The 19,756-nt window shown below is 55.6% G+C and carries 16 protein-coding genes; 9 read left to right on the top strand and 7 right to left on the bottom strand.

Annotation, left to right across the window (positions count from 1 at the left end; all coding sequences use genetic code 11):
- Positions 1 to 4: 4 nt before the first annotated feature.
- Together OLTU_RS25875 and OLTU_RS25870 are read left to right on the top strand one after the other, a co-directional pair.
- Positions 5 to 778 carry an exodeoxyribonuclease III gene (locus tag OLTU_RS25875; RefSeq protein WP_141735626.1) on the top strand — a complete coding sequence of 258 codons (774 nt, stop codon included), beginning with the start codon at positions 5 to 7 and terminating at the stop codon, positions 776 to 778.
- Positions 779 to 789: 11 nt separating this feature from the next.
- Complete coding sequence (locus tag OLTU_RS25870; RefSeq protein ID WP_141735625.1) at positions 790 to 1,710, top strand: LysR family transcriptional regulator; 921 nt, start codon at positions 790 to 792, stop codon at positions 1,708 to 1,710.
- Between the two features lie 2 nt (positions 1,711 to 1,712).
- Here the strand turns inward: OLTU_RS25870 and OLTU_RS25865 are convergent, their stop codons facing one another.
- Positions 1,713 to 3,497 carry a DUF885 domain-containing protein gene (locus tag OLTU_RS25865; RefSeq protein WP_141735624.1) on the bottom strand — a complete coding sequence of 595 codons (1,785 nt, stop codon included), beginning with the start codon at positions 3,495 to 3,497 and terminating at the stop codon, positions 1,713 to 1,715.
- A 135-nt stretch (positions 3,498 to 3,632) separates the two neighbouring features.
- On the opposite strand from OLTU_RS25865, the gene OLTU_RS25860 reads away from it, so the two are divergent.
- The 3 genes from OLTU_RS25860 (at position 3,633) to OLTU_RS25850 (ending at position 7,305) form a co-directional block, all read left to right on the top strand.
- Positions 3,633 to 4,241, top strand: coding sequence for a hypothetical protein (locus OLTU_RS25860; RefSeq protein WP_141735623.1), 609 nt, complete (start codon positions 3,633 to 3,635; stop codon positions 4,239 to 4,241).
- A gap of 292 nt (positions 4,242 to 4,533) precedes the next feature.
- Positions 4,534 to 6,630 carry a S8 family serine peptidase gene (locus OLTU_RS25855; protein WP_141735622.1) on the top strand — a complete coding sequence of 699 codons (2,097 nt, stop codon included), beginning with the start codon at positions 4,534 to 4,536 and terminating at the stop codon, positions 6,628 to 6,630.
- Positions 6,631 to 6,699: 69 nt separating this feature from the next.
- Positions 6,700 to 7,305 carry a hypothetical protein gene (locus tag OLTU_RS25850; RefSeq protein ID WP_141735621.1) on the top strand — a complete coding sequence of 202 codons (606 nt, stop codon included), beginning with the start codon at positions 6,700 to 6,702 and terminating at the stop codon, positions 7,303 to 7,305.
- Here OLTU_RS25850 and OLTU_RS25845 read toward each other — a convergent pair.
- Both OLTU_RS25845 and OLTU_RS25840 read right to left on the bottom strand, forming a co-directional pair.
- Positions 7,292 to 8,143, bottom strand: coding sequence for an EamA family transporter (locus OLTU_RS25845; RefSeq protein ID WP_141735620.1), 852 nt, complete (start codon positions 8,141 to 8,143; stop codon positions 7,292 to 7,294). The two genes, OLTU_RS25850 and OLTU_RS25845, sit on opposite strands and share 14 nt — an antisense overlap.
- On the bottom strand, positions 8,144 to 10,165 hold the full coding sequence (locus OLTU_RS25840; RefSeq protein ID WP_141735619.1) for a HEAT repeat domain-containing protein: 2,022 nt from the start codon (positions 10,163 to 10,165) through the stop codon (positions 8,144 to 8,146).
- Between the two features lie 186 nt (positions 10,166 to 10,351).
- Here OLTU_RS25840 and OLTU_RS25835 point away from each other — a divergent pair, with 186 nt between their 5' ends.
- The 4 genes from OLTU_RS25835 (at position 10,352) to OLTU_RS25820 (ending at position 15,264) form a co-directional block, all read left to right on the top strand.
- The gene (locus tag OLTU_RS25835) at positions 10,352 to 10,669 is read left to right on the top strand and encodes a thioredoxin family protein (RefSeq protein WP_141735618.1); all 318 of its coding nucleotides are present in this window, start codon (positions 10,352 to 10,354) and stop codon (positions 10,667 to 10,669) included.
- Positions 10,670 to 10,730: 61 nt separating this feature from the next.
- The gene (locus OLTU_RS25830; RefSeq protein WP_141735617.1) at positions 10,731 to 12,539 is read left to right on the top strand and encodes a DUF885 domain-containing protein; all 1,809 of its coding nucleotides are present in this window, start codon (positions 10,731 to 10,733) and stop codon (positions 12,537 to 12,539) included.
- 85 nt (positions 12,540 to 12,624) lie between these two features.
- Positions 12,625 to 13,959, top strand: a complete 1,335-nt coding sequence (locus OLTU_RS25825) for a sensor histidine kinase (protein WP_176736968.1) — start codon at positions 12,625 to 12,627, stop codon at positions 13,957 to 13,959.
- Positions 13,960 to 15,264, top strand: coding sequence for a sensor histidine kinase (locus OLTU_RS25820; RefSeq protein WP_141735615.1), 1,305 nt, complete (start codon positions 13,960 to 13,962; stop codon positions 15,262 to 15,264).
- Here OLTU_RS25820 and OLTU_RS25815 read toward each other — a convergent pair.
- The 4 genes from OLTU_RS25815 to mtnP form a co-directional block, all read right to left on the bottom strand.
- Positions 15,246 to 17,243: an ATP-binding response regulator gene (locus tag OLTU_RS25815; RefSeq protein WP_176736967.1), complete on the bottom strand. Its 1,998-nt coding sequence runs from the start codon at positions 17,241 to 17,243 to the stop codon at positions 15,246 to 15,248. The two genes, OLTU_RS25820 and OLTU_RS25815, sit on opposite strands and share 19 nt — an antisense overlap.
- Positions 17,244 to 17,390: 147 nt before the next feature.
- A complete protein-coding gene (gene hppD, locus OLTU_RS25810) occupies positions 17,391 to 18,416 on the bottom strand; it encodes a 4-hydroxyphenylpyruvate dioxygenase (RefSeq protein ID WP_141735613.1) in 1,026 nt (341 codons plus the stop codon).
- Complete coding sequence (locus OLTU_RS25805) at positions 18,410 to 18,883, bottom strand: thioesterase family protein (protein WP_281181249.1); 474 nt, start codon at positions 18,881 to 18,883, stop codon at positions 18,410 to 18,412. Before OLTU_RS25805 ends, hppD begins: the two co-directional genes overlap by 7 nt.
- Positions 18,876 to 19,751, bottom strand: a complete 876-nt coding sequence (gene mtnP / locus OLTU_RS25800; protein WP_141735611.1) for an S-methyl-5'-thioadenosine phosphorylase — start codon at positions 19,749 to 19,751, stop codon at positions 18,876 to 18,878. Before mtnP ends, OLTU_RS25805 begins: the two co-directional genes overlap by 8 nt.
- Positions 19,752 to 19,756: the final 5 nt, after the last annotated feature.

Genomic DNA, 19,756 nt, shown 5'->3' with positions numbered 1-19,756 from the left:
ACGCGTGAGTACGACCAAGCTTATTTCGTGGAATGTGAATGGACTGCGGGCGATTCTGAAAAAAGGCTTCATCGAGTTTTTCGAAAGGGAAATGCCCGATATCCTGTGCCTGCAGGAAGTCAAAGCCACCCAGGATCAGATTGAGGTCGACTTCCCGGGTTATGAAATCTTCTGGAATGCAGCCGAGAAAAAAGGCTATTCCGGAACGGCGATCTATACCCGCTACCGTCCCCTTGATGTGAAATACGGTCTGGGGCTCGATCATCATGACAAGGAAGGCCGGGTCATCACTCTGGAATTTGACAGGGTCTTCGTGGTGACCGTCTATACGCCGAACGCTCAGGATGATCTGCGGCGCCTCTCCTATCGCACCGAACAATGGGACCGGGATTTCCTCGCCTATGTGAAATCCCTGGAACACAAAAAGCCGGTGATTTTTTGCGGGGATTTGAACGTCGCCCACAAGGAAATCGATCTGGCGAATCCGAAGGCCAATGTGAAATGCGCAGGCTTCACCCCCGAGGAGCGGCAGGGTTTTGACAATATCGTGGCGGCCGGCTTTGTCGATACATTCCGGCATTTCAACCAGGAACCGAAGAATTACACCTGGTGGAGTTATCGCACCAACGCCCGGGCCCGCAATGTCGGCTGGAGAATCGATTACTTCTGCGTGTCCGGTGTTCTGCGGGAACACCTGGTCGCCGCCTCCATCCTCCCTGATGTGATGGGTTCGGATCACTGTCCGGTCAGCATCATCGTCAAGGATCTGTTTGAATAAGGGAAAAGCCGGTGACACTCGATCAACTGCTCGTGCTCAGCAAGATTGCAGAAACCGGCAGTTTTCGAGCAGCCGCCGGAGCCCTGCATCGGGCCCAGTCCGCCATCTCCTATGCCATCAAAAATCTCGAGGACGAGCTGGGCGTGGAACTACTCTGCCGCGATCAGTATCGTCCAACCCTGACGCCGGCCGGTGAGGCCGTTCTGCTCAAAGCCCAGCGGGTGCTGGCGGGAACCGAGGAAATCACGGAACTCGCGCGGCAGCTGAAACAGGGCGATGAACCCTTCGTGAACCTGGCCATGAGCGCCATCGTTCCCTTGGGTCCGGTCATTCCCGCTCTCAAGGATGTGGGTTTACGGAAGCCGCATCTTACGCTCAACCTTCGCGTCGAAGTTCTGGCCGCTCAGATCAAAGTGCAGGACGATCAGGCGGATCTCGCCATCTCCGAACTCATGCCGAACAAGCCAGGCATCGAGGGACTTGAGAAACATGCTCTGGGTCAGGTTCGTCTGCTGCCCGTTTGCGCACCCGGTCATCCACTGGCAGCCGAGAAAAAACGCCTGAAGGAAACCGATCTGCGCACGCACACGCAGGTGATTCTGCCCAGCACGGATGCAGCCACCCGGGATGTGCGCGCGGGCGTGATGGAAGGCGCCGTCACCTGGAGTGTCAGCGACTTTGCCAGCAAGCGGCATCTGCTCCTGGGTGGGCTCGGCTGGGGTCTGATGCCCCTGAGTCTGGTCGATGAGGATCTGCAGACGGGACGTCTGCTGGCGCTCAATGTGGAGCCTTATACGGATTTTTCCATACCGATCTATCTGATGCGGAAGCGGAAAAAATTTCAGGGTCCCTGCAGTGAACTGATGTGGAATATCCTCGCCGCCGTCGACCTCAATAGCATCAGCTGGATCGGCGACCGCGAGGACGGCTGATATCAAATGCCGTAACGGGCCCGCAGAAGTTTCAGCGGGGGTGCTCCGGAACCGAGCAGTTGATCATGGAAGGCCTTTTCCTGGAATCCTGGCTGTTTTTCCGCAACCGCCCGCATGGCTGCAAACTGCTGATAGCCGTAGAAATAGGTCGTGAGCTGCACACTGGAAAGCTGCACGCGCCGCCATTTGCCGGCTGCTTCGGCCCGTTCCTGATAGGTCTCTTCCATAAGAAGACGCATGGCTTCGTCCTCACTCATATTCTGCGTGTGCACACCGTAATCCAAAAGCGTATTGGCAATCGCGCGGGCCAGAAGTTTGAGCTGCACAATCCGGATGCGCGGGCCGCCGAAGCCATGGCGTGCCATGACCTCCTCGCTATACATGGCCCAGCCTTCCGCATAGGGGCCGTTGCCAAAAATGGCCCGCAAAGGATGTTTGGTTTTCACCGCGTGCATCGCCTGCAGACAGTGGCCCGGCACCGCCTCATGCAGCATCAACTCGATGAGCATGCTCTTATTGTATTCGCGATAAAACGAATCCCGTTCGGTGGCCGAAGGGGGCTCAATGGCGACGAAGTTTTCAAAATTTTCATCGAAAGGACCTGAGGACTGACTGTAGGCCCCCGCGAATCCGGCGTTGAAGGCAGGCATTTTGATGACCTTGCACGTTTCATCCGGAATCGTGAGGATCTCCTTCTGCCGGATGAAGGCCGTCGCCGTTTCAATGGCCCCTTCAGCGTCCTGAAACAGGGTGTCATCGGTCGGCTGTTCCAGGGCCATGCGATCGAGCACCGCGCGCACGAGTTTTCTCTGCTCCCTGGGATCCTTGCTGACCCGGGCGGGTTTGCCCAGCATCTCCGGGCTCAGCTGGAGGGCGACCTGATACATATCCGCCAGCGTGCGATCCAGAGCGTCCCGTGCGGCCTTGGCAAGCGCCTCCGGTCGAATGCTATCGGCCAGATCATACTGCATCTTGCGGGCGTAAAGCTCCTTGCCCAAACGGAAGTCACGGTTGCTGCGTGGCAGGACCTCCTTTTCCAGGAAGGTCTTGAAATCCTGCAAAGCCGTCCGGGCCGAGGACGCCGCCTGATTCAAGGCCCTGGCCTGATCCGGGACCCCTTCCACCAAAGGCTTGATTCCGCTCTGACAAAGTTCGAGCAAACCGTCTGTTTGCAGGATGGCTGTCTGCGTATCCAGCCTCGTGGGATTTTCCAGACGTTCCCGGGCCGCCGCCACGATCGTCTCCACCCCCTGCAGGCGTTTCGTCAGAGCCGCAGCCCGGGCGGCCGGCGTTCCATATTCATGGGAAATCAGAGTGTCCAGGCCAAGGCTCAGGACACCGACGTAGGCCATCGCGGAATAACGGAACGGAGCCAGGCTTTCCATTTCGAAGAGACGGGCTTCAACTTCATTGGTCAGTACGGCTGCATCCACCTGATAGTCGGAACTCAGCTGCTGTTTATCGGTGGCCTTCAGGATCTCATGGTATTTTTGATAGAAGGCCTGGCGGCGCGCCTCGCCCGCCTGGCTGAAATCCCCCCATTCGGCATCACGCCGATGATCACCCAGTGAGCTGGCCATCACAGGGGCGAGGGCCAGGTATTCTTCAATAAAGGTCTGACTGAGTTTGGCAAAAGCCTGGTCCGCTGGATTCAGGGAAGGCTCGGACACAAGCTGTGGGCTTTCACTTTTGGGAACGGATGTACACGCCAACGGTCCAAAGGTCAGAAGGGCCAGGCTTAAGGAAGCGCAATAGAGACGTGAAATGATTTTGGGGCATTCATTCATGGGGCTCGATTTCCTTGCACGTGGATTCCTGTTTTCCTGTGACTACACGATGGGGGCAGGCGGAGCAAGGGAATTGCCAACAACAGTCATGATGTCGCACAATAGTCAGGATTCCTTGTATGAAAGGATAGGCGCATGCGTATGATACCTGGTCTCCTGCTCGTCATCAGTTTCCACAGTGTGCACGCAGAAGAAGGAACATTGGGCCTCATGCTGGGTGTGAAGGCCGGTATGTACCATACCAGCGGCAACCTCTTTGCTGATAAAACTCTGCAGGGAGGAGGCCTGACCTTGAAGTTGATTCCCGATGACTTCGGGCAGGCTGGTGATCACGTGTCCTGGGCCGGCGGCATCGGCTGGATGCTCTCGCTTGATATCGACAACCTCAGCGGTCGCTCGCATGCGAAGACCCAGTCGCCTTTCGCAGCCGCGGAGGACATCCAGCTCGCCTGGACTGTGGTCGTGGTTTATGCCTGCTCATTCACGCAGCACATCGCTCAGCTTTGTCTTGGTTTGCCTTTTTCCAATACTCTCTATCTTGAACAGAATCTCGGTGGAGAATCCTTTAATTCATTCACCATGGGGAACAAAAATCCGCCGATTTTTTTGAATTTGATCAGCGCGCACAAACCTTTTCATTTCGGTGCGCATTGGAGCAGCAGTTATTGGAATCCCACCTTCGCCGGAATGCATACACATTTTAATTTGATTCAGACGCAACTCTTTGCGGGCTATGTTTTTTAAAGCTTTTTTTCGCAAATACCAATTTCGATCACTCTTTGGAAAACCCAGGATTAAGGTAAACAACCCTAAGAATTCCGCGGAAAATCCTTAAAATTTCTAAACGCTGCAGACCGGACCGCCGCTTTACAGAGACAGTCTTATCGCTCTATAATCGAAATTACAGCAACCACATAAACCAATGCGGATTCCTTTTCGGAAGCGCCAGTTGCATCCTTCCAGTTTCTAAAACACGGGCAGTGGTGTCGCACCTCGCGGCATTTGGCATATCCATTTTTTAAAACAAAGGACAGACATGAAGTCTCGCTCGACAAGGGCCTTGCGGCCCCTTTGGGTCATGATTGCTATCCTGGGTTGCGCAAAGGTGCCACAGAAACTGAAGCTGGAGCATCCGCACAAGGAAAACGAACTGATCCTCACTGTACGCTCCGGTGAATCCTTACAAGTCGATGCCCTCCTTCGCTCTCACACTTCCGCCAAAGTCGAAATCCTGAATGAACGATCCATGGTCGTGCGTTTCCCTCAGGGAGAAGCGGTTGATCTGGAAGCGGTCGCTCAGGACCTGGCGGCTGATCGCCGTGTGCAGGCGGTGGAAGCGAACCTGATCTATCGTCTTGATGAGCGCGTTCCCAACGATCCCGATTTCAATCGGCTCTACGGTTTGCGCAACGACGGAGCATCCGGGGGTGTGGTCGGCGCTGATATCGGCATGACCAAAGCCTGGGACTTCAGCACCGGCAGCGCTTCGGTGCTGGTCGGTATCATCGATAGCGGGACCGATTACAATCATCTGGATCTGGCCGACAACATCTGGAAAAACCCGGGTGAAACCGGTCAGGACTTCAACGGTCAGGATCGCAGCACCAATGGGATCGATGATGATGGCAACGGCTATGTCGATGACTGGCATGGCTGGGACTTCTTTAATAATGATAATGATCCTATGGACGACAACAGCCACGGCACGCATGTCGCCGGTACCATCGGTGGCCGCGGCAACAACGGTCGCGGTGTTGTGGGTGTGAACTGGTCGGTGTCCATGGTGCCGATCAAGGTATTTTCAGGTGCCGGGGAGAGTTCAGCGGATGTCCTGATCAAGGGGATTGATTACGCCACCAACCTCGGTGTGGTGGCCAGCAACAATAGCTGGGGCGGCGGCGCATACTCGGAAGCCATGCTGGCTGCCATTCAGCGCGCCAACGAAAAGAATATCCTTTTCATTGCAGCCGCAGGCAATAACAGCAGCAATAACGATGCGGTCGCGCATTATCCTTCCAGCTACGATGTGCCCAATATTATCGCGGTGGCGTCCACCGATCGGCGGGATGCTCTCTCCTACTTCTCGAACTTCGGGGTGAAATCGGTGCATGTGGCGGCTCCAGGCTCCGACATCTGGTCGACCATTCCTAACAATGGTTATGGAACGAAAAGCGGCACCTCGATGGCCACGCCGCATGTCACGGGACTGGTGGCCCTGCTCAAGGCTGAATATCCTTCCCTGAAGGCCCAGGATCTGAAAAACCGCATCATCGGCGCCACTCAGTTCGTGCCGCAGATTCAAAACGCGGTCAAATTCGGTCGCATCAGCGCCGCCAGTGCGCTCGAAAACGATAGCCTGGCTCCGGCCGCTGTTCAGGACATCACGATTCTGGAAACCGGCGTCAAGGATCTGCGTGTCAGCTGGAAGGAAAGCGGTGACGACGGTGACGATGGTCAGGCCAGTCGCTATCTTGTGCGTCTGGCCGCGGAACCCATCCTCGATGACAACGACTGGGAGGCTGCTGCGAACATCGCCGTTTCTGAAGTGGTTCGTCAGGATGGAACAGTAACGGCTCGCATCACGGGTCTTGACTATAACCAGTCCGCTTTCCTTGCCGTGCGCGCGGTGGATAACGTCGGCAACCTGAGCGCCGCGTCTGACAGCGCAGGTTTCACCCTGAAGCCTGTCGCGGTTCTTCTGACGGAAGATGCGGTCAGCAACACGAACTGGTTCCAGCTGGGTGGCACCTGGTCGCTCGCCAATAAAAATGGACTTTCGGTCCTGACCGATAGCGCGACCGGATCCTATCAGAATAACATCGACATTGCCGCAGAAACGGTGGACTTCCCCTTCACCGATAGCGATCTGATGCTGGATGTGAAAAACCGTTATCAGCTCGAATCCGCTTATGACTATGGCTATGTTGAGTTGAGCAAGGATCAGGGGCAGACCTGGATTGAGTTGAAGAAACTGACCGGTTCCAGCGACTGGACCACCCTGTCGCTGAGCTTGAAGGATGTCCTCCAAGGTGCAAGCGTCTTCCGCATTCGTTTCAGGCTGAAATCTGACTATTCCATTACCTATGATGGATGGGATATCGATAGCTTTCAGGTAGTGGGGCGTCAGCTCTAACGAACCGGCTCATGCTACAATGAGGGAAGCATCCAGGATGCTCTCCTCATTTTTTTTGCCAGGTAACGCATGAAATTCTTTATTTTTCTGATGCTTGGGATCAGTTCCAACTCCCTCCGGGCGGCCGAGGATGCCCGCCATGACATGCGCGAACACTGTCGCTCCGAGGTCAGTGGCACGCTGCTCAATGCCTACAATGATGTGGATTACCTGCAGGGCCTGATCGCGCAGGGTGAGCAGAAAATCAAGGATGCCAAGGCCCGTCAGCTGGTTCTGGATCTGCAGTATCAGCAGCTGCGTAAAAGCAATAAGGGTCCCATACCGGCCTTTGATTTGGATGAGAAGGTTCTGGCTTTGCGATTTGAAATCGAAACCCTGCGCGATCAGGTGCGCGAGGCCGAAAAGCATCTGGCGGAGAACCGGCAGGAGCTCGATAAGCGAGAGGCCTTTCGCAAGAGTTTCGAAGCTCTGGTCCAGCCTGTCTTTCAAGTCGTGCGTTCGAAGAATTCACCCCCCGGTGCCTATGACTTTCGCCTGGAATACCGGCATCCCTGTGGTCCCTATGAAATGCTTTGTCCCCTGCCCCAGGATCATGCCAGCAAACTCAGAACCATTGCGGAAAAGCTCAAGCGACCGCAATGGTGTGAGCGTTATGCGCAGCTCATGCCTCCTTGATCTCGGGCGAAAGAAGGGTGCAACCGGCGGAAGCCAGCATAATGCAGCCCATGGCCAGACCCTGCTGCAGATTCAGGGTTTCCTTCAGAAAGAGAAGCCCCATCAGAGCGGCAATGGCCGGCTCCAGACTCATCAGAATCCCGAAGGTTTTGGTCGGCAGATGCTTAAGGGCCGTCATTTCCAGGGAATAAGGCAAAGCACTCGAAAACACGGCCACGATCAGACCCATCCACCAGACCTGCATCTGTAAAAACTGTTCATTCACATAAAAAGCACCGACCGGAACGGTCACCAGCGCCGCGACCAGCATGCCAAGTGCCGTGGCGGTGCCGGCCGGAATCCGTCGACCCATGCGCTGGCCAAAGATGATGTAAAGCGCCCAACAGAAACCGGCCCCAAGCGCCAAAAGAAGGCCGATCGGATCCAGGGCATCGTGTCCTGTGATGGGAGAAATGAGAATGATGCCCAGGGCCGCAAGCAGCACCCAAAGAAGATCCTGCCTGCGTCGCGAGGACACCAGGGCCAGACCCAGCGGTCCGGTGAATTCCACCGCGACCGCGATGCCCAGGGGAATGCGTTCCAAGGACAAATAAAAGAGAAGGTTCATGATGCCAAGCGACGCTCCATAGGGCAGCACATGCAGCCAGGCGGATCGATCCCAGTTGGCCCGCCACGGACGCCAGAGGGCCAGAAGAAAAATCGCCGCAAGGCTGGTCCGCAGCAGGGTGATGCCGGCCGGATGGACGATGTGAAAAATCTGTTTGGCAAAGGACGCTCCAAATTGAATGGAGGTCATCGCCACCAGGAGAAGCACAATGGAGAGCGTCGCGCGTGACATTCATAAACCTCGAAAAGGCTGGACGGTGGCCTTGATGATTTTATCGCCGAGTTCCAGTCGATCGACGACATCCCGCCCATCGATGACCTGAGCGAAGACCGTATAGGCTCCATCGAGTCGGGTATTGTTGCCGAGGTTGAAGAACATCTGTGTGCTGCCGGTATCCTTGCCCGCGGTCGCAATGCCAACCGTATAGGGAAGGTGCGGGCTCATCGACACCTCATCGCGAATCAAACCCTCCCCGCCTTCGCCATCGCCGCGGGGATCACCACCCTGCACCACCCAGTGCGGCACCACCCGATGAAAGTTCAAACCATCATAAAAACCTTTTTGAGCCCACTGCACGACCTTGGTGGCTGTCACCGGAGCATCCTTCAGCATCACCAGCCGCACGCGGCCCTTGTCGGTGTCGAGGATGATTTCACTCTCGAGAGCCTTTTGTATATCCGTCAGAGCTGGTGTGGCCTCGTCCACCCGATGATTATGCGGCAGCGGTTTTTCCAGGGGTTTTCCCGTTATGTTCTGCCAGGCCTCGGCGGCTTTCACCACTACATTGCGGACGGGATGCTGCAGGTATTTTTCCACCAGGGGCAGGGTTGCAGGATCCTGGAACTGGGCGAGAGCGCCCATGAGATTCTCCTGCACAGGATAATCCGCGAGCGCCCATTTTTCCTCGGATGCTTTGATCAGCAGCGGCAGCGCATCCTTCCAGCCGAATTTTCCGGCCGCATCCATCACAATGCTGGTGATCACAGGATCATGACGTGCGAGCTGCTTGAGCATGACCGCCTTCAGGCTGTCATTCATCTGGTCCTTGCCGCGCTCCCGGAGGACATGGAGTGCGGCTCCGGCGATAAGGATGGACGGATTGTCCGCTTTGTTGGCAAGGATTTTTAAACCTTCCGCATCGAGCTGGGGCAGCAGCGTGATCATCTCCCTTTGCACATAAACATCGGGATGCTGGAGTCCTTCCAGAATCAAAGTGCGCCTGGCATCAGCTGGGAGCTGCGGCGCCAGAGCCAGATACGCTTTGCCCTGCAGCCAGGGGGAAGGCTGGCTTTTCGTCATCGCCTGCAGAGTTTGCGGCACGACACCGCTGAGATTTTGAAACGTGGCCAGCGTATTCAAGGCTGCCGCTCGCACGATCGTCATGTCCCGCCCTGCGGCTGCAAGCAAAGCCTTGAGCACGAAATCCTGCGGCGTTTGACCGGCCAGACTCTGGGCCGCTTCGATGCGAACGTTGTGCGATTCCCCTTCCTGAAGAAGCTGGGTGAGAAACCGGGCGGTGTTTTCAGTTTTATGACGAGCCAGCGCTTTCAGAGCAATGGCCCGGGCCTCGGGTTCCCGTGCGCCGGTGATGGCTGCGATCAGAGCCTGTTCCGGCAGACGGCTGATGTCGCCCTGATAACGAGCCAAAGCCCAGGCGGCTGCGATGCCAAGGGGCGCCTGACTTTTCATTTGATTCATGAGCAGGGACAAGGCCTCCGGGCTGACGTCCCATGTTTTTGCATCCGCCGCCAGAAAGAGAAAGCAAAAACCCATGGCCAGACCGGATTGGGCGACCGGATGCTTTTCCTGCTGCAAGGCGGCTTCCAGGATCGGCAAAACCTCGGGCACCTGCAGGCGGCCGAGAGCGGCATACAACTCCGCCCGAACCGCAGGCTGCGATTCCCGTGCGAGACGACCCTGCAAAGGTTTCAAACTCTCCGCTTGTTTGATGAGACCCAGGGCAAACGCTGCGTGCCGCCGCACGGTGGCCTGTGAACTCGCGAGATGGGGCTGCACCAGCGGGGCGGCACCCGGTTCACCGATGCGACCCAGGGCCAGCAGAGCGCGCGCGGCCAGCTCTGGGTCCTTTCCCTTCAGGGCTTCCTGCAAAAAAGGATGACGACCGTCACGCTGATCCTCGATTTCAATAAGCTGATAAAGTTCGGAGTCCAAGGCAGGTTTTCCTTTTGACGTTGCATAGCTTTTCCCAGGCGCCAGGAACGCCAGGGCTGCGAGCAGTATCCATGGTTTCATGCGAAACTCCTTAACGATAAGGTATACGGAACTGATCGGCAGACTAGCGGAAGGTCCTCCCTTTGCAAAGCCTCAATCCAGAGGCCGACCTCTTGTCCGGTTGACGTGGTGCGCGGCCTCCACCTTGTAAGGCGTCCGGCGCTTTGTTAAGGTGTCCCTTGAACCTGGTCAACGAGGAGAAATGCCATGGAAGCCTGGACACCTGATGATTTGAAAGCACACCTCGATAAGGGCGAGCGCGTTTTTTTGAAACTCTGGAAACGCAGCTGCGGCATCTGCAAGCTGTCGACACCGGCGACCGACAAAATGGAAAAGGAAAATGAATACCAGATGACCTTCGCCAAGATCTGCGTCGATGATCATCCGGAGATGATGGCCGTCGCCGGCACCGAAGTGCTGCCGGTCTTTTTCGTTTTTGATCAGAAAAAGAAGAAGGGCATGTATACCGGATTCAAAGGGGTCGACAAGCTGCAGGAGTTTGTCGCGGAGTCGCTCAAGAGTTAAGCATCGGAGCCGACCGGCTCCGATTCCACTTACCAAAGCAGGATTTTTTGCGGGAGTCCCTATGCACCGAAAGCTTCGAACGGGTTTGATCGCGCTGAGTCTCATCGTTCTGGCCGCCTGCCAGACCCCATCCCAGCCGCAAACGGAAACGGAACGATTGAATGCTTTTTTCGAAAGAGCCTTCCAGGAGAATCTGGCCCTCTCCCCCCAGCGCATGACCGCCCTCGGCATCAAAAAAGAGTATGATCGCTTTGACGATATATCTGACGCGCGCAACCAGAAGCGCATGCAGCTGGCCGAGAAAAATCTTGCTGAACTGAAGACCTTCGACTTTGACAAGCTCGACAAGGAAGCTCAGCTGAGCTATCAGATTTTTGAAAGGCAGATCGCCGATCAGAAGGCGGCCTTTCCCTTCCGCTTTCATAATTTTCCGGTGAATCAGATGTTCGGCGCCCAGGCTGAGGTGCCCTCGTTTTTGATCAACATGCATCGCATCGATAATGAAGCCGATGCCCGCGCCTATATCAGCCGCGTGCGGGATACCCGCCGCCTCTTCGGGCAGCTGCGGGATAATATCAGCGAGCGGGAAAAACGCGGCATCATCCCGCCGAAGTTCGTCTTTCCCAAAGTGCTTTCCGATGCCCGTAATGTGATCACAGGCGCACCCTTTGATCAGGGCAAGGAACCTTCAGCCTTGCTCGCCGATTTTACCGCGAAGATAGGAAAAGTGGAATTGGACACGGCCACCCGGGAGGCACTTCTTAAGGATCTGAACCAGGCGCTGGTCGGTGATCTGCAGCCGGCCTATCAGGATCTGATCACGTTGATCGAAGGGCTGGAAAAAAAGGCGTCGACTCGCGTCGGAGCCTGGACGCTGCCGGATGGAGAAGCCTTCTATCGGAATCAATTGCGGCAGATCACGACCACCCATCTCACGGCGGATGAAATTCATCAGCTGGGTCTTGCGGAAGTGAAACGCATCCATCAGGACATGAATGCGATTCGCGAGAAGGTGGGGTACAAAGGCAATCTGAAGCAGTTTTTCGCGCATCTTCTCCAGGACGATCGCTTCTATTATGAGCAAAGCCCGGCCGGCAAGGAAGGTTATCTTCGGGATACGCAGGCGATGATCGATCGCATGCATGGTGAGCTGCCCGAGCTCTTCGGCCTTCTGCCGAAGGACAAGCTTCAGGTCAAGGCCGTGGAACCCTTCCGCGAAAAAAGTGCGGAAATCGGTTTTTACAACAGTCCGGCCATGGATGGCAGTCGTCCCGGCATTTTTTATGTGAACCTCTGGGATATGCGGCAGGTGCCCAAGTATGAAATGGAAGCCCTGGCCTATCATGAAGGTGTCCCGGGTCACCATCTGCAGCTTTCCATTTCCCAGCAGCTGAAGGGTCTGCCCAAATTCCGGCGCTTTGGTGGCTTCACCGCTTTTATCGAAGGCTGGGGCCTCTACAGCGAGTATCTGCCCAAGGCCTATGGATTCTATAAGGACCCCTATTCCGATTTCGGTCGCCTTTCCATGGAACTCTGGCGAGCCTGCCGGCTGGTGGTGGATACCGGCATTCACGCCAAACGCTGGACGCGCGAGGAGGGCATCCGTTTTCTGAGCGAGAATACGCCCGCCGACGAGGGGGAAATCATCAAGGCGGTGGAACGCTATATTGTGATGCCAGGTCAGGCGACCGCCTATAAGATCGGCATGCTTAAAATTATGGAGCTGCGGAAAACGGCCGAGGAAAAACTGGGTCAAAAGTTTGATATCCGCGCCTTTCATGACCAGATTCTGAAGAACGGACCCCTGCCCCTGGACCTTCTGGAGAAAGAGCATCTGGCCTGGCTTGCCACACAAACCCGTCAGGGTTGAGTCCGGCAAGATTTGCCTCCGTAGTTTTGTGAAATCACGCCGATCCTCCTTGCAGCCGGACCTTGTCCGGTGGCAAAGGATGGGAATGAAATTTCTAAACTCCATCGTGGCTCTGCTCGACCGACTTCTTTCGCCTGAACTGCGGAGGATGGAGATGCGTGATCTTTTTCGCGTCCGGTTTTTGGCCTTTGCCATCCTCTTTCTGATCCCCTGCGGCTTTATTCCCCTTTTCTCATCGCAGGTTCGCGAAAGCACACACTCGACCGCCCTTGGACTGGTGAACCTTGTGGTTTGCCTGATCCTGCTCGGCAGCCTCCGGCGGCAGCAGCGCTATGGTCCCCTGGCCGCGTTCTTCGTGCTGTGGATCCACGCCTTTTTCATCTTTATGGTGGCTGCGACGCCTTCGCTCTTTTCCCTGGTCTATCTCTGGTCGTCGTATTTGATCGTGATCAGCTGCTTTCTCTTTGGTCTGCGTGGGGCCTTTCTCGCGTCCTTTGGCGTCATCGCCAGTTCCGTTCTCAACATCCTTTATCGTCACCATGAAGGCTCACCCTGGTTGGCCATGACCCAGAACGAATACATCATACAGATTTTTCTGCAGCTCACGGCTTCGACCCTGCTGACCGCCGCCGCAACCGGTGTTTATGAATACCTGCGTGATGTCAGCGATCAGCATCAGACGCGGCAGCGTTTGCTGACGGCGAGGCATGCGCATACGGGGGCCGTGGGTGAGCTGGTGGGACATGTCGCCCATGAGGTCAATAATCCCTTGGCGATCCTGCAGGGGAGCGTCACACGATTGCGCCGTCAGCTGGAGCGAAATGAGTGGTCTCACGAGGCTCGCAAACTCTTATCCAATATGCACCGCAGCCACGAGCGCATCATTCGCGTGCAACAGTCCCTGGCTATTTTCGCCTCCGGCAATCAGCATGAACCTTTTGTGAATGTCGACGTTCGCAGCATCCTGAAGGATGTTCAGCTGGCCATGAAGCCTCAGGCTCAAGCCCAGCAGGTGGATCTGGATTTCAACGACCAGGCGGCCGGCAGCACCCTGCGTTGCCAGCCGCACCAGCTGGTTTATGTGCTGTGCTGTCTCATTCAAAATGCTCTGGATGCCTGTCGCGAACATGCGAATCCTCGCATTGTGGTGGACGTCCAGGTTATCGACGCACTGCTCCATTTTTCTGTAACGGACAACGGCAGGGGCATCGACCCGGCTTCCCAGGAGCGGGTCTTTCAGCCCTTTTTTACGACCAAATCGGGGGGGCATGCTCAGGGACTCAGTCTCAGCGTCAGCCGCGGCATCCTCTCGAGGCACGGCGGAGAAATTCAATTTTCCAGCCAGCCCGGAGCGACCCGCTTCACCTGTATGATTCCCCGGGATCATCTGACCCTCCAGCGTTTGCGGAAAGGAGCCTGAATGGGTGTGATCCTCAGCTGTCTGGAATCCATGCTCGATGCCACCATTCATCCGCACAACCGCAATCAGGGCGGCATGACCCTGCTCCGCAGTCGTATGCTGAGCCTGAGCTGCATCATGACCGTTCTCACGTGCATCATGATTTTCGCAGTTATCGTGCATTATGATCGGCTGGATTTGGGCATCTTTGCCCCGCATCTGATGATGGGACATGGGATTCTGTTTTTAAGCCTGAACCGCTGCTTTCAGCGCAATGTTGAAGTTGCGGCGGTTTATTTGATCCTGCTCAGCGTGTTCCTGGCTGTCGGCATTCTTTTTCAGGCCCAAAGCATCTCGGCCACGGGTTTTCTCTGGTTTCAGGTCCTGATTGTGCCGGCCTTCCTTCTCTGTGGCTGGCGTTATGGTCTTGCGGTCAGCACCGTGATCCTCCTGGTGGCCTTGGGCACCTTGGGGTTCTGCCTAAAATTCGGAACGGCTCTGCCTTTCGGTGGGGATCGTGAGGTCGGCGTTCGGTCCATGCTGATGACGGCCATCTTCGTCAACGGACTGACCCTGACCATGGTGGCTATTTACTTCCGCCTGCTGCATCAAAGCGAAAGAATCAGTCAGGAGCAAAGGGAATGGGTACAGCGCACCGCGCGGATGCAGGAGCTTCTGCAGATGTCGGGGCATTTTGCTCTGAAGACCAACGGACCGCTCGATGTCCTCGGCACGGCCCTGCATAACCTCGAAGAGCCTCTCAAGGACAGCATGCAGCCGCGGACGCTTCTGGACTTACTCGAACCGCTGGAATCGGGCATTCAAGATCTCGCCGACGTAGCCCGGAGTTTCAGCCTCTTCTCCCGACGTTATCTCGAGGAAGGCCTCGAACAGACCAGCATCAATGTCGTTCTGCAGCATGTGGATACGATCTATAATGTGGGATCCGCTTTACGGCTGGCCCGACTCCACTGGCAGAAGGCGGCGCCGGATATCCTGATCCATACGCAGACCGCCAAGCTCGTGATGCTCATCGTCAGTGTGCTGCGAAACATTGCGGCTGAAGGAGGAAGTCAGTTGCAGTTGCACATGGAATTGCAGACGGATGGGTTGCAACTCTTCCTCAGTTATCAGATGGCGCCTTTCACCGGCCGCGACCTGGAGGAAGCGGATGTCCATGTGCTCTTTGATCCGGAGTTGACAGGGAGTCTGATTCAGGAGCTTTGCAGCGAACTCGGGGTTGAGTTGCGTCGGCGGCAGGAAGGTGAAATGCTGCTCTGTGGATTGAAACTGAAGCAGGCCAAAAGTCAGGCGCGTTTCGCCTGATCCTGCTCCTCAACCGGCCGACTCCGCTTCTCAATGGTCTGCAGCACAGCCTCGACAGCCATGGGCTTTTCAAAAAATTGATCGGAACCCATGGCGAGGGACAGCTCCTTGTTGTGATCCATGCCCTCCCCGCTGACTGTGATAATCAGACAGTTCGGATCCTGATCACGGATGCTTTGAATCACCGAGTAGCCATCAATGTCCGGCATTTTCAGATCCACCAGGATCACGCTCGGCTGCTTTTCCAAATAAACCCGTAGTCCACTGCGCGCCTTGGTCACAGTGATGGTCTGCATGCCGGCGGATTCCAGAATCTCCCGCACGAAGCCAGCGTATTCCTCATCATCATCGATCACCAGCACGGGGCCAGCCGGCAGGATATTCAGATGTTTTACCTTTTGTGGCTCCCTCGTATCTCTCTTATGCGGGAACGTAAGGCTGAAGGTGGTGCCAAGCCCAGGGGCGCTGTCCACGGTCAGGGTCCCGCCCAGCATTTCACACAGGCGCTTCGTGACCGGCAGGCCGAGACTCATGGTGTAGACCGATTCCCAGGAATCATTCTGGATGCTTTCAAGAGGCGAGAAAATGCGCGACAGTTCCTGCTTGTCCATGCCGCGCCCGGTATCGCGAATATCGATCGTAAAGAAGCGCTTGCCCTTCTGGATGATGGAATAGAAATGCAGGCTGATACGGCCCTTGCTGGAGTAACGCACGCAGTTCCGCAGAATGTTCATGCAAACCTGCAAAAGGCGGCTCTCATCCGCATACACCATGCCGAAATTCTTTTGACAGAAGCATTCCACCTGGATCAGATGCGGCGCGGCGGTTTTTTCGGCCATGCGCCGCAGAATCTGCATGAAGCGTTCGGCATCAAACATGGTTTCATGGGGTTTGAAACCCTGACCATCGAGTGTGCAGACGTCCAGAAGATCATCCACCAGAGTCATGAGGTACCAGCCGGCGCGATTGACCTTATGCAGATCATCGCTCAGCAGGGTCTGATTGCTGCTTTCGAGTTCATCGACCAGAAGTTCACTGTAACCGATGATGGTGTTCAGCGGTGTCTTGAATTCATGCGAAAGCTTGGACATCAGCTGGGACTTGGCTTGCGCCACACCCTGGGCAAAGGCCTCGGCGGAGTTCAAACCCTGGCTGCTCTGCGATTGATTGGCCGTGGGCAGGGAACTGACCGGACGGGTCATCTGTTTCAGAATCGTATGAGTCAGAAAGGGAAGCGGGACGAGAAAGGCCAGCGCATCGTTGAGATTTTGCGTCAGAAGCAGCTGGACCTGCAGCGACTCGGGCCGTGAAAAAAGAAAGAGGAGCTGATTGATGAGCTGCAGGGTGGCCATCCAGGCCAGAGTCAGCATCAACGGTTTCTGCTTTTCCCAGGCTATTTTCCCAAGGAAGGCCACGTTGAAAATGGCCGTGAGACAGGTGATGCCCACCATGGTCTGCAGATGTTCGACAAACACGCCGAGGCGCAGATCGAGGACCTGCAGCCCGCAAAGACCGAAGGCCAGCATGAGCGGCATGAGCCAGAACCGGCGGCCTTCGCCCACCCGGTGAGGCTGATGAAATCTCAAGGCGAAGATCGTAACAAGGCAAAGCGCAAAACTGCGCGTGAAGGCATTGATCTGTTCGCTGTGCAAAAAGGCAGATGCATCGTTGTCAGTTTCCTGCAAGGAGACAAGACTCAGTGCATCGAAATAAGCCGCGAGCAGAAGGCATGGGATTAAACCATAAAGGGTTGTCCGTTCCGAGGCCGGGCCCGGAATCCTTGAAGCCAGAAAGAGCAAGGCCAGCAAAGGCAGGGCCAGGACCGGGCTTAAAGCCAGAGCCAGAGGCAGCATCGACGCCGGTGACCAGAGCGGCAGGCGACTGGAGGCAATGGTCAGATAAACAAGCGTGGGAAGCAGAGACGCCGCCATCAGGCTGGTCAGCAGAACCAGGCTGCGGCGTGTAATAGGTGAATCCACGTTTTCCACTCCCGACATTGTCTCTTCCTGCTCCCATTGATACGTCAATATTCAACTCTTGAATGTATCGGAAAGTGGCACCTGATTTTGAGTGAAAATCAAAAAAGCCCGGTCCAGGCCGGGCTTTCTTACCAATTCATAAGGATATTAGAGCACGCCGCGACGTTTTTGATCGCGTTCAATGGCTCGGAACAGGGCCCCGAAGTTGCCGTCGCCGAAGCCAAGATTATTGTGTCTTTGAATGAATTCAAAGAAGATCGGGCCGATGACGTTTTCGGTAAAGATTTGAACCAGATACCCGCTCTCATCGCCATCGACGAGCAGGTTGTAATCCTGGATCTTTTGCTTGTCCTCTTTCAGGTTGGGCACGCGTTTGAAGGCCATATCATAGTAATCAGCATCGATGTCGAGGGTTTTCAGACCTTCATCCTTCATCTTATCCATCACACTGATGATATTGGAGGTTAAAAGGGCAATGTGTTGAATACCTTCACCTTTGTACTCGTTCAGATACTCATTGATCTGCGATTTGGCTTCCGTTCCTTCATTGATGGGAATACAAAAGGAGCCGCAGGGTGAACGCAGGGCATAGGATTTCAAACCGGTCTGCTCACCGCGGATGTCGAAGTAGCGAATCTCTTCGAAGCCGAACACTTCCTTGTAGAAGGTCGCGAGCGGTTGCAGCTGACCCTTGTGCACATTGTTGGTGAGATGATCGACCAGAGCAAAGCCCTTGGATGGAACGACATCAGGCTTCTCGAGGTCGACAAAACCCAGGCGTTCCCAGCGATCCTTGGCCGTATGGAAATCGACGAAATAGATCAGGCTGTTGCCAACGCCCTGGATGGCCGGCAGATCGTAATCGGATGTTTCCGCGCGTTTGGCGCCACGGGACACAGCCGCTTCAAGAGCCGCCTTCGCATCCTTCACGCGCCAGCCGGTGGATGCCGCGCAAGGGCCATGCAGTTGATTGAATTGGACGGCAAAGGAACCGGGTTCCGTATTCACCAGGAAGTGAATATCGTTCTGCCGATAGTAATCGATTTTTTTGGTCTTGTGACGCTTGAGACGCGAAAAGCCCAGCTTTGTAAACAGCTGGTGCAATTTTTCCGGCTGCGTGCTGCTGAATTCGATGAAATCGAAACCCGTGATGCCTGTTGGATTGTTTACCATGGGGGTGACTCCTCGTCAGTGGTTGGTTCTGATCCTGCTGCGTTACGATTGTGCGATTGAAAACGTTCGAGAATCACATCCGGCATGCGGATGGGGCGGTTCTGAGCATTCAAGGCCACGATCGTGACCTGGCCCGAGACGAGCAGACGCTTTTGACCTTCGGCGTCCACACGATAGGCATTCTGTTCAAAAGGAATCGCCGGGGAGCGGGAGTATTGTCCTTCCGAAACGATCAGAACCTGATCGCCATGCTGCGCCGGAGCCTTGTATTCGAGCACCACCTTGCTGACGACAAAATGCATGCCCTGATCAAACAGTTCCTTGAGAAAGCGAATCCCGATCACATGCTCACGGGCGCGCTCAAAATATTTGAGGTAATTGGAATGATAGACGAAGCCCGAGAGGTCGGTGTCTTCGTAATAGACCGGAAATTCCACCTGACCCCGGATTACGCCTGATTCAGCCAAGATATTTGCCATAAAGCAGCGCCAGATCCTTTTTCCTTTGCGCCGGAATGAATTCCGGTGCGGTCAAGATTGCGTGTTTTGCCGCTTCGAAAATTCGGCTTTCATGTAAATCAGGAAGGATTGCGAGCACTTCCTTGATCACATGGTTGGCCTTATCGGTGTTGGCCCGTAAAACGGCAAGGACGACGTCAACCGTAACGTCAGCTTCATGCTCGTGCCAGCAATCATAGTCGGTGGCCAGAGCCAGCATACCGTAAGCCATTTCCGCTTCGCGCACAAGCTTGGCTTCCGGGAGTGCGGTCATGCCGATGACGACCGGTTTCAGGGTGGCGCGATAAAGATGCGACTCAGCCCGCGTGGAGAACTGCGGGCCTTCGATACAGACATAGCCGCCCCCGGCGTGAACATGCGTGGTCACCCGGCGCGCGGCGGTTTCAATCCAGCCCCGAAAATCAGGGCAGAAGGGATCAGCGAACTCCACATGGCCGACGATGCCGCCGCCAAAGAACGTGGAGGGCCGCACACCCTTGCTGCGATCATAGATTTGATCGGGAATCACAAGATCACCGGGCTGAATATGCTCCTGCATGATGCCGACCGCGCTGACGGCCAGCACATGCGTGACGCCCAGGGATTTGAGCGCGTAAACATTCGCCCGGTAATTGACTTCAGACGGGAGCCAGCGATGGCCCCGTCCATGTCGTGGCAGGAAAAAGATCGTTCTGCCGTCGATGGTGGCTTCGATCACATTATCGGATGGCTCGCCAAAGGGCGTTGGGATGCTGTGTTCTCGAACCCGTTCGACACCGGCCATTTGGTAAACACCCGATCCACCGATCACACCCAACTGCACTTTGACTTGCGACATGCCTG

It is taken from the genome of Oligoflexus tunisiensis (assembly GCF_001748245.1).
GTDB classification, from domain to species: domain Bacteria; phylum Bdellovibrionota_B; class Oligoflexia; order Oligoflexales; family Oligoflexaceae; genus Oligoflexus; species Oligoflexus tunisiensis.
Note: the sequence above shows the minus strand (reverse complement) of the source record. Positions and strands in the feature narration are given on the sequence as shown.

Excerpts from the sequence above, each read along its gene's own strand:
- OLTU_RS25860 (WP_141735623.1), top strand. The coding sequence starts at position 3,633 with ATGCGTATGATACCTGGTCTCCTGCTCGTCATCAGTTTCCACAGTGTG.
- OLTU_RS25830 (WP_141735617.1), top strand. The coding sequence starts at position 10,731 with ATGCACCGAAAGCTTCGAACGGGTTTGATCGCGCTGAGTCTCATCGTT.
- OLTU_RS25865 (WP_141735624.1), bottom strand. The coding sequence starts at position 3,497 with ATGAATGAATGCCCCAAAATCATTTCACGTCTCTATTGCGCTTCCTTA.
- OLTU_RS25820 (WP_141735615.1), top strand. The coding sequence starts at position 13,960 with ATGGGTGTGATCCTCAGCTGTCTGGAATCCATGCTCGATGCCACCATT.
- OLTU_RS25825 (WP_176736968.1), top strand. The coding sequence starts at position 12,625 with ATGAAATTTCTAAACTCCATCGTGGCTCTGCTCGACCGACTTCTTTCG.
- OLTU_RS25855 (WP_141735622.1), top strand. The coding sequence starts at position 4,534 with ATGAAGTCTCGCTCGACAAGGGCCTTGCGGCCCCTTTGGGTCATGATT.
- OLTU_RS25840 (WP_141735619.1), bottom strand. The coding sequence starts at position 10,165 with ATGAAACCATGGATACTGCTCGCAGCCCTGGCGTTCCTGGCGCCTGGG.
- OLTU_RS25845 (WP_141735620.1), bottom strand. The coding sequence starts at position 8,143 with ATGTCACGCGCGACGCTCTCCATTGTGCTTCTCCTGGTGGCGATGACC.
- OLTU_RS25835 (WP_141735618.1), top strand. The coding sequence starts at position 10,352 with ATGGAAGCCTGGACACCTGATGATTTGAAAGCACACCTCGATAAGGGC.
- hppD (WP_141735613.1), bottom strand. The coding sequence starts at position 18,416 with ATGGTAAACAATCCAACAGGCATCACGGGTTTCGATTTCATCGAATTC.
- OLTU_RS25850 (WP_141735621.1), top strand. The coding sequence starts at position 6,700 with ATGAAATTCTTTATTTTTCTGATGCTTGGGATCAGTTCCAACTCCCTC.
- mtnP (WP_141735611.1), bottom strand. The coding sequence starts at position 19,751 with ATGTCGCAAGTCAAAGTGCAGTTGGGTGTGATCGGTGGATCGGGTGTT.